This is a genomic window from Acinetobacter sp. SW-226 (genome assembly GCF_055632855.1).
Genome location: NZ_CM145752.1, coordinates 1,194,005 through 1,208,688, shown reverse-complemented (window position 1 = coordinate 1,208,688; position 14,684 = coordinate 1,194,005). Strand labels below are relative to the sequence as shown.

Sequence of the window (14,684 nt, the reverse complement as noted above, 5' to 3'; positions counted from 1 at the left end):
AATCCTTAATATACGCATCACCTCACAACGTCCCTATCGTCTAGAGGCCTAGGACATCGCCCTTTCACGGCGGTAACCGGGGTTCGAATCCCCGTAGGGACGCCATATCTTGATCTTCTGATCAACACTTATTCATAATTATTATTATTTCATTGCAGATTTGCAGTTTTTCACTACAATAGCCCGCTTCATTCCCCAACTAATTCAACGCTTATGCACTCATCTCCGAATGATGCTTCGCATCAGGGCAATTCTGCGCCTTTAAAGCGCGCTATGAGTACTCGACATCTGGTCATGATTTCGCTAGGTGGCGCAATCGGAACAGGTCTATTTTTAGGGTCGGGTGAAGTCATTGCACAAACGGGGCCTGTAGGTGCCATTATTTCTTATTTTCTCGGTGGGATCATTGCCTATATGGTCATGCTGTGTTTAGGGGAACTTGCCGTTCATATGCCTGAGTCTGGCTCATTTGGTGCTTATGCCAAACGCTATATAGGCCCAGGTACAGGGTATACCATCACTTGGTTGTATTGGCTCACGTGGTCAGTCACATTAGGCACAGAGTTTACAGCGGCTGCCCTTCTTATGCAGGAATGGTATCCAGATAGCTCAATGTGGATGTGGACCCTAATTTTTGGTGCTTTCGTATTTACACTGAATATGATTTCAACCAAATGGTTCGCTGAATCTGAGTTCTGGCTGGCTTTGGTAAAAGTTATCACGGTTGTTGCTTTTATCTTATTAGGTTTAATGGCAATTTTTGGAGTCATTGGCTACAGAGGTTATGAAGCTGCGCCTTTATTTAGTAACTTAACAGCGCAAGGTTGGTTCCCTGAGGGCTTATTTCCAATCTTTACTACCATGCTGATTGTAAACTTTGCATTTTCTGGTACAGAGCTGATTGGTGTTGCTGCAGGTGAAACCAAAGATCCTGCCAAGAATGTACCCAAAGCCATCAATACTGCGATTTTCCGCTTATTGATTTTCTTTGTGGGTACCATCTTGGTCGTGACTTCACTCCTTCCGCATCAAGAAGCAGGTTTAGCGGCTGAAGGCGTGAGCAGTAGTCCATTTGTAACGGTATTCCAACACATTGGCATTCCGTATGCCGAAGATATCATTCGTTTTGTGATTATCACAGCACTGCTATCTGCTGCAAACTCAGGGTTGTTTGCTGCATCACGTATGATGTGGTCATTGTCTTATCAGAAACAATTACCAGCAGTATTTTCAAAATTAAATACTCGCGGTATTCCTTATGTTGCAGTCATTGTCACGATGATTGGCGGAATGCCTGGTTTACTGTCTGAACAGTTTGCACCTGAAACAATTTTTACCAATCTACTTGGTATTGCAGCCTTTACCATGGTCGTAGTTTGGATGAGTATCTGTTTAAGCCAATTTAACTTCCGTCGTCAGTGGTATAAACAAGGGCGTAAAAAAGAAGAATTAGGTTTTGCAGCCCCCTTGTTCCCTATTGTGCCAATCCTTGGCTTTATCTTCTGCTTTATCACCTGCGTCAGTATGGTGTTTGATCCAAGCATGCGTATTAGCTTCTTTGGTTGTTTACTGTTTATTGCAGTCTGCTATGCAAGTTACTATAAGTTCTATCACAATAAATCTTAAGCATTTATGTTAAAAAGAGCGACTGAGGTCGCTCTTTTTTTTTATACTGTTTTTATCAAGTACATCATCGGTGCATACACGATGAATATTGTATGGATTCATGGGATGAATCAGCAGCATAAGACTGCGCGTACCCTGCTTCAACATTGGCTTATCATATTAAAACAAGCCTTAGAACAGTGCGGAGAAGCAGATTACTTTCTTTATATTCAGCGACACAGTCGGCTGGCCTTTTACGGAGACCTTCTAACACGTCAGCATTTAGAAAACACCCTCAATGCCAGCACCCTCATACCGCAACACTGGTCTCCTTTTTCTTTTTTACATCCTATTCACCTAACACACACCGCTACACTCAATATCGAACATCAGACTGAAATTTCTCAAAACCCTCAGCTCACCATTTCTGATGAACTCTCATTCAATCATAAAATTAAGTACATCAGCCTATTGAGTAAGGATATTGCATTTCGTGATTTAGGAAGCCTAATGAATCACTTTCCAAAGCTACATAGCAGCTTTATTCATCGCTTTTTAATTGAAGCTTATCTATATTTATCCAATCCACACTTCATCCACACAGTGCATACACGTCTGCATGAGCAGTTACACGGTACAAAACCCAAGATTGTGATTGCCCACTCTCTAGGCAGCGTGATTGCCTATAATTATTTAATTCAACACCCTGAACTCCACATTCAAGCGTTTATTAGTTTAGCTTCACCCCTTGCTTTTCGGGTCATACAGTGTCATTTACAACAACCCATTCAACGACCTGTGGCTTTATACGGCGACTGGATCAATTTTTATTCAGACATTGATTTTCTAAGCGCATTTCCTCTCTATCAAAAACCATTTGCATTTAATCCCGCCATTATTAATCAACAAATCACCACCGATCTTGCTCACCCTCATCTGATTGAGGGTTATTTACAACATCCTGAGTTTATAAATAGCCTCACCGATCTGCTTAAAAAATCGACTTAAATCATATAGTTTTTGATCATTTCATCTCTATTGTTTTAATTTTATGCACTCAACACTTAAAACTGGAATTATTTAGAGAAAAGCGTTTGACACCCCTCTGTTTTCACCCTAATATACGCCCACCTCTGAAACGTCCCTATCGTCTAGAGGCCTAGGACATCGCCCTTTCACGGCGGTAACCGGGGTTCGAATCCCCGTAGGGACGCCAATTTCAGAAGTAAAGTTTTATTCAGTCCCTATCGTCTAGAGGCCTAGGACATCGCCCTTTCACGGCGGTAACCGGGGTTCGAATCCCCGTAGGGACGCCATTACTTAAGATCAAAAGTAATCGGTTTTAAAACATCACTTCTGTACTGTCCCTATCGTCTAGAGGCCTAGGACATCGCCCTTTCACGGCGGTAACCGGGGTTCGAATCCCCGTAGGGACGCCATATTAGAGATTGATTTTTTCTAAAGTCATCTCATAAAAAAGCCCAAGCATGATGACTTGGGCTTTTTTATTGCCTGTCTACTTACGATCAACTTCAACTAAAGCTGTCGAGGCAAAAATAGCCTGTGGCGCAATCACAGTTTCATTCGAGGGAATGTTTTGCCCATATCGCTGTTGCATGAGTTGCTTGACTTCAGGCGAACTTAAATCAAATTGCTTGAGTTTAGATAATGGAGCCAACTCAATACCTAAAGCATTATCATAGGCCTTCCAGACTATTTCTGAGCAATATAACTCACGATTGTCCCACTCAAAATAAAGATCATAAGGCTGGCCTAAGTATTGTTCTGCGTTCTTGATTAGCTTCTGCTTTTGCTGAACAGTCAAATTTGATTTAAAGCGCTTCACCACATAATGCCGCTCAACCCCGCGATCAATCCACTGCTGAAGTGCCGTATATTTCACAGGCTGAACTGCCTCTAAAACCCATGCTTTTCCATCTTTATTCACAATTAAACCCATATGGCTATAACGAGACTTGGTCGCTTTTTGTATCCCTAAACTTTGTTGAGACTTCGAGACGTGAAAAATAATATCACCGGTTTGATAGGACCTATTCGCCCATAGCGGTTGAGAATTTGCCCAAAGTAAAACAGCACTTAAAAGCACAACATTGCTATTTTTCATCCTAGATTTCCTTTATTCTTCTTTTTATAGATACGACCTATCATTTTTAAAACTATAAAATATTTATGATCTTACATCATCTTCAAAACTCACGTTCACACCGTATTCTTTGGCTACTTGAGGAACTTGAGCTGTCTTACGAACTCAAATTTTATGATACAACACAAGCTAAACAAACCAATCTGAAATTTCCAACGCTCGACATTCCACATGATGCTCAGACAGTACGATTAACTGAAAGCAGTGCAATCGTAGAATATTTATGTCAACTACAGCAGAAGTTGATTATTCCCCATGACCATGCACAGTATTGGAACTTCTGTTTTTATAGCCATTGTAGCGATGCCAGTCTCATGCCCAACTTGGCATTGAAACAGGTTTTCCAACACATTAAACAACAAACACCTTTTATAGTGCGCTTTGTGAGCTTAGCCTTTCAAAGCGCGTTCAATCGTGCTTATTTAAATCCTGAGCTACATCGACAGCTTAAACAAATTGAGATCCACTTAAGCGCGTATGCATACTTTGCAGGCGATGTGTTTAGTTATGCGGATATACTAATGTGGTTTCCACTCTATGCAGCCAGTTATGCCACACCGCAGTTTGCTCAGTATCAGGCCATTCAACACTATTTAATCCAAATACAAAGCAGACCTGCCTTCAGCGCTGCAATGGCACATGGGCAATGGTCTGCTTCTTATTTTGAACACTATTGGTCTATCACGCAGTAAGTGCTACTTAAGCAGACTTTCTAGAGTTAACTTGCCCTTTAATCACGGCTTTCACATTACCTTTTAAATAATTAAAAAACACTTTGAGCGGTGACAGTTTCGGATTTGGTTGTTTGCCTTCTGCGATATCCTTAAATTGCGCGGCGTACCAGATCACTTCCATAATCGCCATTTTATCAATCATCGAAATACCCGTTTTAATCTTATCGACTGCATAACGCACATCTTGCCCTGCAATTAAACGGTTGGTCACATCGGGTTCTACCGCAAACGGGCGTGCCATCCCAATAAAATCACACGCACCACTTTCTAAGGCTGCATTCATACCAACCACAGTGCGAAAACCACCTGTCACCATCAATTTACACTGAACTTGCTCACGAATTTTTTCAGCAAATTCTAAAAAGTAAGCCTCACGTGCAATGGTCGACGCTTTGCGTTTTTCTTGCTTCACCCCTGCCATCGCGGGTGCTTCATAGCTACCACCCGAAATCTCAATCAAATCGATCCCAACTGCATCAATGGCTTTAAATGTCGCAATGACATCTTCTTCCGAGATTCCACCACGCTGAAAATCTGCTGAATTAAGTTTGACCGAAATAATAAACTGATCCGAAGTCGCTGCACGTACCGCTTTATAAATTTCCAATAAAAAACGCATGCGGTTTTCAGCAGAGCCACCCCATTGATCTTGGCGTTTATTGGTCAATGGCGATAAAAACTGACTAATCAGATAACCATGCGCACCATGTAATTGCACACCTTCAAAGCCTGCTTTTTCACAGATTGCGGCTGAAGTTGCAAAGCGCTGGATAATATCGAGGATTTCATCTTCGCGAAGTGCTCGCGGCGTTCCAAAGCTCATTGCTAAAGCAGGGCTAAACGGAACTGCTGAAGGTGCAACCGTCTCCTTATTTAAACCCTTTGGACATTGACGTCCCGGATGTGACAACTGCACCAATTGCACCATGCCATGTTTTTTACCAATCGCAGCCCATTGTTTTAATGATTCTAAGTCACGTTCGGTTTCAATCACCACCACACCCGGCTCATTTTTAGCTCGGAAGTCCACCATCACATTACCTGTAATGGCACAGCCTAGGCCGCCCTTTGCCCAAGCCTCATACAAGCCCAAGTGCAAATGATTCGGCTGACCTGCATGATTAGCCAGTGCTTCACTCATCGCCCCTTTAATCATCTTATTTTTAAAATGGACCTGCCCAATGTCGATTGCGCTTGCAAGCTGGCTCATGAAAATTCATCCTTTAATATTTTTTAGTGTTTTTACTCTATGTGTTTTTTGGCTACAGTCAAGAGAATTTGACAATTCATTTTGTCAAATTTCCCAACCTTTTATTTACTAAAATAATTTTACTGATACTGACTGGCTTGAATCAGTCGGCGCGTATAGTCAGACTGCGGTTGCTCAAAAAGCTGTTCCGTGGCTTGTAACTCTACTACTTTGGCATGTCGTAAAACCAAAACGTGTTGGCAAAGTGCTCGTACTACTTGTAAGTCATGACTAATAAACAAATAGCTGATGCCCTGCTCCTGTTGTAGACGGCGTAATAAAGCCACGATCGAACGTTGCGTACTTCGGTCTAAAGCCGAGGTTGGCTCATCTAAAATCAATAGTTTAGGCTGAAGCACCAAGGCTCTCGCCAAAGCCACACGCTGCCTCTGTCCGCCAGATAGCTCATGTGGATAATAGCTTTTAAATGTGACTGGTAACTCCACCTGAGATAAGACATTCTCAACACGCTGTGTCCTCTCAAACAAGGACAAAGGTTTTAAGGTCAGACCTTCCATGATAATTTGCTCAACACTCATGCGCGGATTCAAACTTGCAAACGGGTCTTGAAACACGATTTGAAAATCACCGCGAAGTGGACGTAATGCTTTTTGCGAAAGTTGGTTTAAATCATGTCCTCCAAACTGGATCTGTCCTCGACTTTCAATCAACCTTGCTACAGCTAGTGCCAAAGAACTTTTGCCGGCACCACTTTCCCCCACTACGCCCAAAGAATGTCCTTGAGCCAAGCTTAAGTCTAAAGCTTCAATCGCAGCACGATACTGCGTCGCTCGATTCAACCAGCCTTTTTTAATCGGAAATTTGACCTCGAGTTGCTTTAAACTCAGTAAAGGCACAGCATCTTGTACGTGAATGGCTTGACCAAAAGAATGATTGATTAAGTTTTGAGTATAAGTAGACTGCGACTGCTCAAAAATTTGCGCAACCTTCCCCTGCTCGATGACCTTGCCCTGATGGATGACCACAACATCATCAGCATAGTGTTTCACCAAGTTGAGGTCATGGCTAATCAAAATCATGGCCATGTTATGACGCTGTTGTAAAGACTTGAGCAAGTCTAAAATTTGAACTTGTAGCATGACATCTAGTGCTGTGGTGGGTTCATCAGCAATCAAAATATCAGGCTCTTGCACCAGTGCCATGGCAATCATGACCCGTTGGCGCTGTCCACCAGACAGCTCATAAGGAAAACATTGCAACACACTTTCAGGATTTGGAATACCCACATCCTCTAGCAAGGCAATTACACGCTGCCGAGCTTGCGTTTTCGACCAGCCCTGTAACCATAGAGTCTCAGCAATGATCTTTTCCACCCGATGTAAAGAATTCAAGGCGGTCATCGGCTCTTGAAAAACCATTGCGATTTTTTGCCCACGAATCGGCCTAAATTGTGCATCGTTCAGCGCTAAGAGATTTTTTCCATCTAACAGTACTGAGCCTTGTACTTGCAATGTTTTCGGCAATAAACCCATCAAGGCTAAAGCGCTGATTGATTTTCCTGAACCGCTCTCTCCAACCAGCGCTAAAGTCTGCCCAGCACGCAGTTCAAAACTGAGCTGATCGACTAACACCCTTTCTGCACTTTGAATGCTCAGTGCATTCACTTCAAGTATGGAGGCTGTTCTATTGGCGTCTAGGGTCAAATGCATCACGCAAAGCCTCCCCGATATACATTAGCAACGCAAGTACGCTAGCTAAGCTAAAAAAGCCTGACAGTGCCAACCATGGTGCATTTAAATTATTCTTGCCTTGTAACAAAAGCTCGCCCAGTGATGCCGCATCAGGTGGTAGACCATACCCCAAGAAATCCAGCGCTGTTAGCGCAGTAATATTGGCAGTTAAGATAAAAGGCAGTTGTGACAGGCTAGAGCTGATGGCATTGGGTAAAATATGCCGAAAGATAATAGCTCGGTTGGTGACACCTAAACTCCGTGCTGCACGAACATAATCCAGCTGACGAGCTCTTAAAAACTCAGCACGTACCAGTGGAACCAAAATCGTCCAACTGAATAACAGCATGATGAAAAACAGCCAGTAGATATTGGGGCTGAACATACTGACTAGAATCATCACCATGAACAGCATGGGCAAACCACCCCAGACTTCTAAAATGCGCTGCCCAATTAAATCCACCCAACCACCGTAATAACCTTGTATTGCCCCAATCACAATGCCCAATACAGCTGAACTGAAAGTCAAAATAAAACCAAACAGCAATGAGACACGTAAACCATACAATACACGCGTCAGAACATCACGACCTTGGTCATCTGTCCCGAGCCAATTTTGCATCGTGGGTGGTGATGGTACTGGGACTGTCAAATCTACATTGGGAGTTTGATATGAATATTGAATCAACGGCCACATGGCCCAACCTTTTGCTTGAATCAGCTGTTGTACCACTGGATCTTTATATTCAGTTTCAGTTTCGAAAACACCGCCAAAAGTCGTTTCAGGATAGTGTTTCAATACAGGGAAATACAAAGCATGATCATACTTCACCAACAACGGTTTATCATTCGCGATCAGCTCTGCAGCTAAAGAAAGGACAAAAACACAGATAAATAAAATACAACAACTGAGCCCGAGCTTATTTTGCTTAAATCGTTTGAAACCTGCCTGTAAAATGGGTGGCATCAGCCTCTCCCTTGCGAATCAAAATGTATTCGCGGATCAATCAACTGATACAACACATCGCCAATCAGACGCAGCAGCAAGCCCAACAAAGTAAAAATGAACAAGGTGCCAAAGATCACAGGATAGTCGCGTTGCACAATCGCCTCAAAGCCCAATAAACCTAAACCATCCAGATTAAAAATGATCTCGATAAATAAATTACCTACAAAAAAGTAAGCGATTAAAGCTTCAGGTAAACCTGCTACCACAATCAATATAGCATTGCGAAACACATGACCATACAACACTTGAGACTCGGTCAGACCTTTAGAACGCGCCGTCAGCACGTAGGGCTTGCTGAGCTCTTCCATAAACGAATACTTGGTGAGATAAGTCACCGTGGCAAAACCACCAATCACCATGGCTAACAGCGGTAAAGCCATGTGCCAAAAATAATCTTTAATTTTGCCCCATAGTGACAAGTCCGCAAAATTTTCCGAAACTAAACCTTGTAAGGGGAACCATTGAAAATAAGAACCGCCTGCAAAAAATACAATCAGAAGAATTGCAAAAATAAATGCAGGAACCGCATAAGCCACGGCCAGCAGTAGCGATGTAGACTGATCAAACACCGTACCGTGCAATCGAGCTTTTTTGATGCCCAAAGGAATGGAAATCAGATAGATTAGCAAGGCACTCCAAAGCCCCAAGGACACGGATACGGTTAATTTATCCTTAATCAGTGCTGTAACGGGCTGGTCTTTAAAAAAGCTGGTGCCGAAGTCCAGTTGCGCATAATTTTTCACCATTTCAAAAAAGCGTACATGCATGGGCTGATCAAAACCATAATGTGCTTTGATCTTTGCGAGCATTTCATCACTAAGTCCTTGTGCGCCTTGATAGACATTTGAACCTGCACCTGCACCGCCCAGATTACCCAAAGTTTGCATGACTTCCGCTTGCTGAATGGCTTGCTCAACAGGCCCTCCAGGCGCAATTTGGATCACAGCAAAATTGATCAGCAAAATCAAAAATAAGGTCGGAACAATCAGCAACAGCCTTTTGAATATATAGATACGCATCTCAAAAACCCCTATGCCAGCTTATGGCTTGGTTGCCTGACCTAAATACTGGCTCACCTTTTTTGCCTGTTTAGCATCACTCCACCAATAATCTAACCCGACATTCAACTGCGGGCTCCGTACCGGTTTTTGATACATATTCCAATAGGCATACCATTGATCAGCCTTACCATAGGTTGGTATCTGATAATAACCTGCACGCAGCAAGCGATCTAAAATACGCGTTTGTACCACCACTTGCTTACGATCAGGTGCTTGAATCAACTGTTGAATCATCTGATCAATCACCGGATTTTGAATGCCTGAATAATTATAATTTCCCACCTGATGGGCTGAAGTACTACCCCACAGCTGTACCTGTTCTTTGCCCGGTGTTAAAGACTGCGGCATCGTTTGTAGGGTCATATCAAAATCTTGAGTACGCATCCGCTCATAATACTGAGGTGTATCAACCTGTCGAATGTTCAGCTGTATTCCTAGTCGCTTTAGATGGCGAACAAAAGGCGCAATTTCACGCACAGCATCACTTGGCTGAATCAGAAACTCAAACTGGATCGGCTTATTTTTCCGATCCAACAATTGCCCTTTGGCATTATATCTATAGCCATTTTTTAATAAAATCTGTCGTGCGATAAGCAAATTATTTCGATTATAGCCCGATCCATCTGAAGCTGAATAATGCCAATTTTTTAAAACGCCGTCTCGCTGCACAGGATGCAATTTCGCCAAATAAGGTTTTAAAATTTTGATTTCAGCAGCCGAAGGCAGACCCTTCGCCTCTAGTTCGCTATTAGAAAAATAACTTTGCAGACGTTGATATTGCCCATAGAACATCGCTTTGTTTTGCCACTCAAAGTCGTAGGCATAAGTTAAAGCTTGGCGAAAATAAATATCTTGAAAAGGCTGACGACGGGTATTAAACACAAAACTTTGCGTCGGTATCGGATTGAAATGCTTAAAGCGATACTTTTTAACGAGACCTTGTTTCACTGCGGGAAAGTTATAGGCCGTCACCCATTGGCGTGCGGACTCTTCCTCATGCAAAGTATATAAACCCGCCTTAAACGCAGTAAAAGCAATATCTTTGCTGCGATAATACACATAAGCCACATGGTTAAAATTATAACGCCCTTGATTGACCTTTAAATCTTTGGCCCAATACTTTGGATTACGTTTATAAACAACGCGCTGCCCTGCATTGATTTTCTCTAAAACATAAGGGCCTGAGCCTAAAATCGGCTTGACTGAAGTTTGACTAAAGTCTTTGCCTTGCCAGTCCTTTTTGGAATAAATTGGCATTCTGGCCACGATCAAAGGCATTTCCACATTATTTCGTGTTTTAAAATGCATCTTGATACTGTATTTGGACAACACTTCGGTCTTGGCTAAATCCGACAAATACATCTGCAAGCCAAAATTGGACTTGGTTTGAAAAAGATCAAAACTGAACTTTACATCAGTTGCAGTAACAGGACTACCATCACTAAACCGTGCTTTTGGGTTTAAATGAAAAATGATGGTGTTAAAATTTTTCGGGTCATAGCTAACCTTTTCTGCCAGCAATGGATACATCACTGCAGGCTCATCTAACGAACTACTCATGAGTGAGTCAAATAAATAATTGGTTCCCTCAACCGCAGTACCGCGACCATTCATGCTGTTTAAGTTATCAAAACTCCCAATGACTGCACGAGTTAATTCACCACCCTTCGGTGCCTGCACATTGGCATAAGGCAGATGATCTAGTTGGCTGTATTTCGGCATACCATAAGGTGCAATAAAAGGCATGGTCTGGACTGCAGACCATGCCTTTAAAGGTATCGTTACAAGGCTGAACAGCAAGAGCGTTGTTCTAACCATCATCGGATGATTACTCTGAAATTGCATTTCAACTCAATATTAGTTCGGCACCTTAATTACATCGCCAATGCGCAACTGCGTATTCGGCTTAATGTCATTGAGCTCAGCCAATTGCGAAGTGTCCATCCCGTAACGGCTTGCCAGTCCAATTAAGGTATCACCACGTTTCACTGTGTACTGCGTAATCAGTTTCGGGATTTGAATGCTTTGGCCAACTTGTAAGCCCGCACGTACACTGAGGTTATTTAAAGCAGCAAGCTCTGACACCGACATCCCAACACGACTTGCAATTGAGTTTAACGATTCACCTGACTTCACTTTATAGCTTTCAGTTGCTCGACCTGAATTTGCTTGTAGTTTTGCTGTCACTGTTTCTGTTTTGATTGGCGCCGGATCAACATCACCGTCTATTTTTAAACGCTGACCGACACGAACATTGGTCGTACGGCTTAAGTTATTCAGTTCAGCCAAATAGTTAAGCTGTAAGTGATATTTACGCGCAATACTATTTAGGGTTTCTCCCGATTTCACCACGTGAATATCAGTTGAGTTATTACTTGCAGTCGTTTGTTTTTCGACTGTTTTCGGCATTTCAACAGCAGATACTTCACCCGTTAATTTGAGTTTTTGACCCGCACGTAAGCCCGCTGTACGACTCATATTATTGAGATCAGCAATATAGTCCATACCCAAATTATATTTCGAAGCAATCACAGTTAACGAATCCCCAGACTGAACCGTATAAGTATCTGGCACAGTTGAACCCGCAGGGATTTTGATTGTTTGACCGACTTGTAAACCACTATTGCTTGAAATGTTGTTTAAATCCGCAAGCTCAGACAGGCTCATTTTCGACTGTGAGGCAATGCTATAAAGTGTATCGCCACGTTGCACTTTATAACTTTCAACTTTGAACTGTGGTGCAGCTTTAGCATTATCAATTTTAACAGAAGAGGCTTTTGTATTATTTGCCGCTAAGCTTTTAACATCATTGAGAGGCACATTAATTTTTTGTCCCACCAACAAGTTGCTGCCCGCATTTAAACCTGGTGTTAAATCTGCCAATTCTTGATTTGATAGCGCATAACGGTCTGCAATCAGTTTCAAATATTCGCCACGTTTCACCGTATAAGACTGAGTTGCTACTTTAGTTTGGCTAGTCGCTTTCTCATCGTTAGCTTTTGCGCGTGATTGTGCTGTTTCTTTTAAGGAAAGCTTTTGTCCCACACGCACGCCACTGCTCACACTTAAACCATTATAGTCAGCCAACTGCTTGAGGCTTAAACCAAATTCATCTGCAATACCCGTTAAAGTATCATTGGCACGAACGGTATAACTATCAGGCTTAGAATCGGTTTTTATAGCAGAACGCGGTTCGACTTTTTCAACCAGAGGTTTTGCGTCATATAAATAGATAGAGGTTCCGACATATAGTGTAGCATTGGCATCCATTTGGTTCCATTTCGCTACATCACGCCAATTCACCCCATTTTTAGCTGCAATTACGGCTAAAGTATCACCCGGTTGTACGGTATAAGTTGAACGTTTGCCTTTTGGCGGAACAATTACAATTTCAGAGTCAGTCTTAACAAAGTTTTTACCTTGATTACGTTTCACTTCGTCCGAATCAAGACTGGTATTGTCTGCCACCGATTTTGGATATGCAAAGCCTTTAGTCAACTCTTTACCTTGTAGCTCAGCCACAGACTGACTCGTTTGAATTGCAGTCAGTTTAATTTTGCCATCTAAAGGATCGACAATTTCTGTCCCTTGTGGTGCTAAAGCTTGAATTTCAGCAACCACTTCAGCTTGTTCTGCTTTAGTCGCAACAGGTTTTAGGACTTCATCAACAGTTTTAGTTTGACCTTCAGCCTGAATAGCTGCAGTTAACTGCTCACGCTCCGCAGCAGAAATCGGGGGTTCAACTGATACTGGTTTTACAGGTGTCACAGGCGTTACAGCAACAGGAATACGTGGTGCACTTGGAATATCGCTATTGGCAGCAAAGGCTGCTAGTGCACTCGAACCTTTAGGCGTAGAACCGCGTACGGGGGTACTTACACTTGCGGCACTAGATGACGTTACAGTGGATGTCGTTAACTTCGGCTCAGTTTTGGTTGTTGTTGTCGCCAAAACTGGAGGAGTATTTTTCGATGGAGAAATAGTTTTGCTGTTTAAAGTTGGTGGTTCAACTTTGCTCGGTTGGATTGTTTGATTATTTTCAGGCAATTTAGTATTGGCAGATGCCCATAAACCGCCTGAGCCACCTTGTAACTTCTTCAAACGCGCATCAACCGAAGGGCTCAAATCTGCAGGAATTAAAATTCGCATTGGACTTGAACTATCAATCCACTCTCCACGGTGTCCTGGATTTAACTGATATAATTCGGCTCGGCTTAAACCTGTAATCGACGCAACTTCATTTAAACTCACCGCGCCCACAGTGACTTCTCTAAAGTGCGGACGGTTCGCAATCGGCGGCAAATTAATGTTATAGGCATTTGGATTTTTAATGATCTGCGCAACTGCCAAGAAACGTGGTACATAGTTCATGGTTTCTTCAGGCAGTTTTAACGACCAATAATCCGTTGGTAAACCCGCCGCTTTATTGCGGTTAATCGCTTGTTGAATACGGCCCGGACCTGCATTATAAGCTGCTAGCGCAAGTTCCCATGAACCAAACTGGTTATATAAACTTCCTAAGAATTCATACGCAGCACGCGTTGACTCAACCACATCACGTCGGCCATCGTACTGGCTACTTTGTTTTAAGCCATAAATACGGCCAGTACTTGGAATAAATTGCCATAAGCCGGCAGCCGCTGCACTACTGGTTGCAGCAGGATCATACGAGCTTTCAATCACAGGTAGCAGAGCAAGCTCTGTTGGTAAACCACGACGCTCAGCTTCTTTAACAGTATGATACAAATAACGTGAAGCACGCGCACTTAAGCGATCCAAATACGGTTGACGTGAAATAAACCAACCGCGCTGTGCATCAATACGTGGATTCCAGTGATCACTGTTCATCTTAAAACCCACAGTCATCCGTTTCCACACGTCACCGTGCTTTAACACCAAAAGTCGATCCCCTTCCACCGCGCGCATATCGGTCGCAGAAAGGAGGTCTTCTAAAGAATCTAAACTGTTTGCATCTAAATAACCTGAACCCAGTTGTTTGGACTTCGATGCCTGAGTTGCACTTTGCGTCGAGGAACAGCCTACCAAACCGAGTGTCGCAAGTGCTGAACCGAGGACTGTAATTTTAAATAATGTCGGTAACATCGGTTGGCCAAAAAAGGCAGCTGACTTATACATAAGAGAATCCAAACAACTCGTATAAAATTTATTTT

Annotated in this window: 10 protein-coding genes and 4 tRNA genes; 7 read left to right on the top strand and 7 right to left on the bottom strand. The window is 42.7% G+C overall.

The genetic code is table 11. The features are described 5' to 3' along the window. Positions 1-29 precede the first annotated feature (29 nt). From ACZ8ZH_RS05730 to ACZ8ZH_RS05705, 6 genes are all read left to right on the top strand, one after another. Positions 30-105: transfer RNA gene (locus ACZ8ZH_RS05730), tRNA-Glu, on the top strand. A gap of 108 nt (positions 106-213) precedes the next feature. Further along, positions 214-1,626 carry an amino acid permease gene (locus tag ACZ8ZH_RS05725; protein ID WP_086207782.1) on the top strand — a complete coding sequence of 471 codons (1,413 nt, stop codon included), beginning with the start codon at positions 214-216 and terminating at the stop codon, positions 1,624-1,626. A gap of 81 nt (positions 1,627-1,707) precedes the next feature. Then, complete coding sequence (locus tag ACZ8ZH_RS05720) at positions 1,708-2,613, top strand: alpha/beta hydrolase (protein WP_119063206.1); 906 nt, start codon at positions 1,708-1,710, stop codon at positions 2,611-2,613. A 132-nt stretch (positions 2,614-2,745) separates the two neighbouring features. After that, positions 2,746-2,821, top strand: a tRNA-Glu gene (locus tag ACZ8ZH_RS05715). A 24-nt stretch (positions 2,822-2,845) separates the two neighbouring features. Next, a tRNA-Glu gene (locus ACZ8ZH_RS05710) sits at positions 2,846-2,921 on the top strand. A 47-nt stretch (positions 2,922-2,968) separates the two neighbouring features. Next, positions 2,969-3,044 (top strand) — tRNA-Glu (locus tag ACZ8ZH_RS05705). Between the two features lie 77 nt (positions 3,045-3,121). Here ACZ8ZH_RS05705 and ACZ8ZH_RS05700 read toward each other — a convergent pair. Further along, positions 3,122-3,730 carry a YiiX family permuted papain-like enzyme gene (locus tag ACZ8ZH_RS05700; RefSeq protein ID WP_119062991.1) on the bottom strand — a complete coding sequence of 203 codons (609 nt, stop codon included), beginning with the start codon at positions 3,728-3,730 and terminating at the stop codon, positions 3,122-3,124. 65 nt (positions 3,731-3,795) lie between these two features. On the opposite strand from ACZ8ZH_RS05700, the gene ACZ8ZH_RS05695 reads away from it, so the two are divergent. Continuing rightward, a complete protein-coding gene (locus ACZ8ZH_RS05695) occupies positions 3,796-4,461 on the top strand; it encodes a glutathione binding-like protein (RefSeq protein ID WP_119062992.1) in 666 nt (221 codons plus the stop codon). Positions 4,462-4,468: 7 nt separating this feature from the next. Here ACZ8ZH_RS05695 and ACZ8ZH_RS05690 read toward each other — a convergent pair whose 3' ends face one another. The 6 genes from ACZ8ZH_RS05690 to ACZ8ZH_RS05665 all read right to left on the bottom strand — a co-directional run bounded on the left by ACZ8ZH_RS05690 (position 4,469) and on the right by ACZ8ZH_RS05665 (position 14,649). Next, entirely contained in the window at positions 4,469-5,713 is a 1,245-nt protein-coding gene (locus ACZ8ZH_RS05690; protein WP_119062993.1) for an NADH:flavin oxidoreductase/NADH oxidase family protein, read from the bottom strand. 119 nt (positions 5,714-5,832) lie between these two features. Beyond that, on the bottom strand, positions 5,833-7,422 hold the full coding sequence (locus ACZ8ZH_RS05685; protein WP_119062994.1) for an ABC transporter ATP-binding protein: 1,590 nt from the start codon (positions 7,420-7,422) through the stop codon (positions 5,833-5,835). Further along, positions 7,397-8,410, bottom strand: a complete 1,014-nt coding sequence (locus ACZ8ZH_RS05680; protein ID WP_119062995.1) for an ABC transporter permease — start codon at positions 8,408-8,410, stop codon at positions 7,397-7,399. The genes ACZ8ZH_RS05685 and ACZ8ZH_RS05680 overlap by 26 nt, the downstream gene beginning before the upstream one ends. Further along, positions 8,410-9,471 carry a microcin C ABC transporter permease YejB gene (gene yejB, locus ACZ8ZH_RS05675; protein ID WP_470247874.1) on the bottom strand — a complete coding sequence of 354 codons (1,062 nt, stop codon included), beginning with the start codon at positions 9,469-9,471 and terminating at the stop codon, positions 8,410-8,412. Before yejB ends, ACZ8ZH_RS05680 begins: the two co-directional genes overlap by 1 nt. 21 nt (positions 9,472-9,492) lie before the next feature. Continuing rightward, positions 9,493-11,334 (bottom strand): extracellular solute-binding protein, encoded by a 1,842-nt coding sequence (locus tag ACZ8ZH_RS05670; RefSeq protein WP_119063207.1) that lies wholly within the window; start codon positions 11,332-11,334, stop codon positions 9,493-9,495. A 36-nt stretch (positions 11,335-11,370) separates the two neighbouring features. Continuing rightward, positions 11,371-14,649: a LysM peptidoglycan-binding domain-containing protein gene (locus tag ACZ8ZH_RS05665; protein ID WP_119062997.1), complete on the bottom strand. Its 3,279-nt coding sequence runs from the start codon at positions 14,647-14,649 to the stop codon at positions 11,371-11,373. Positions 14,650-14,684 lie beyond the last annotated feature (35 nt).

Excerpts from the sequence above, each read along its gene's own strand:
- ACZ8ZH_RS05725 (WP_086207782.1), top strand. The coding sequence starts at position 214 with ATGCACTCATCTCCGAATGATGCTTCGCATCAGGGCAATTCTGCGCCT.
- ACZ8ZH_RS05720 (WP_119063206.1), top strand. The coding sequence starts at position 1,708 with ATGAATATTGTATGGATTCATGGGATGAATCAGCAGCATAAGACTGCG.
- ACZ8ZH_RS05700 (WP_119062991.1), bottom strand. The coding sequence starts at position 3,730 with ATGAAAAATAGCAATGTTGTGCTTTTAAGTGCTGTTTTACTTTGGGCA.
- ACZ8ZH_RS05695 (WP_119062992.1), top strand. The coding sequence starts at position 3,796 with ATGATCTTACATCATCTTCAAAACTCACGTTCACACCGTATTCTTTGG.
- ACZ8ZH_RS05690 (WP_119062993.1), bottom strand. The coding sequence starts at position 5,713 with ATGAGCCAGCTTGCAAGCGCAATCGACATTGGGCAGGTCCATTTTAAA.
- ACZ8ZH_RS05685 (WP_119062994.1), bottom strand. The coding sequence starts at position 7,422 with ATGCATTTGACCCTAGACGCCAATAGAACAGCCTCCATACTTGAAGTG.
- ACZ8ZH_RS05680 (WP_119062995.1), bottom strand. The coding sequence starts at position 8,410 with ATGCCACCCATTTTACAGGCAGGTTTCAAACGATTTAAGCAAAATAAG.
- yejB (WP_470247874.1), bottom strand. The coding sequence starts at position 9,471 with ATGCGTATCTATATATTCAAAAGGCTGTTGCTGATTGTTCCGACCTTA.
- ACZ8ZH_RS05670 (WP_119063207.1), bottom strand. The coding sequence starts at position 11,334 with ATGATGGTTAGAACAACGCTCTTGCTGTTCAGCCTTGTAACGATACCT.
- ACZ8ZH_RS05665 (WP_119062997.1), bottom strand. The coding sequence starts at position 14,649 with ATGTATAAGTCAGCTGCCTTTTTTGGCCAACCGATGTTACCGACATTA.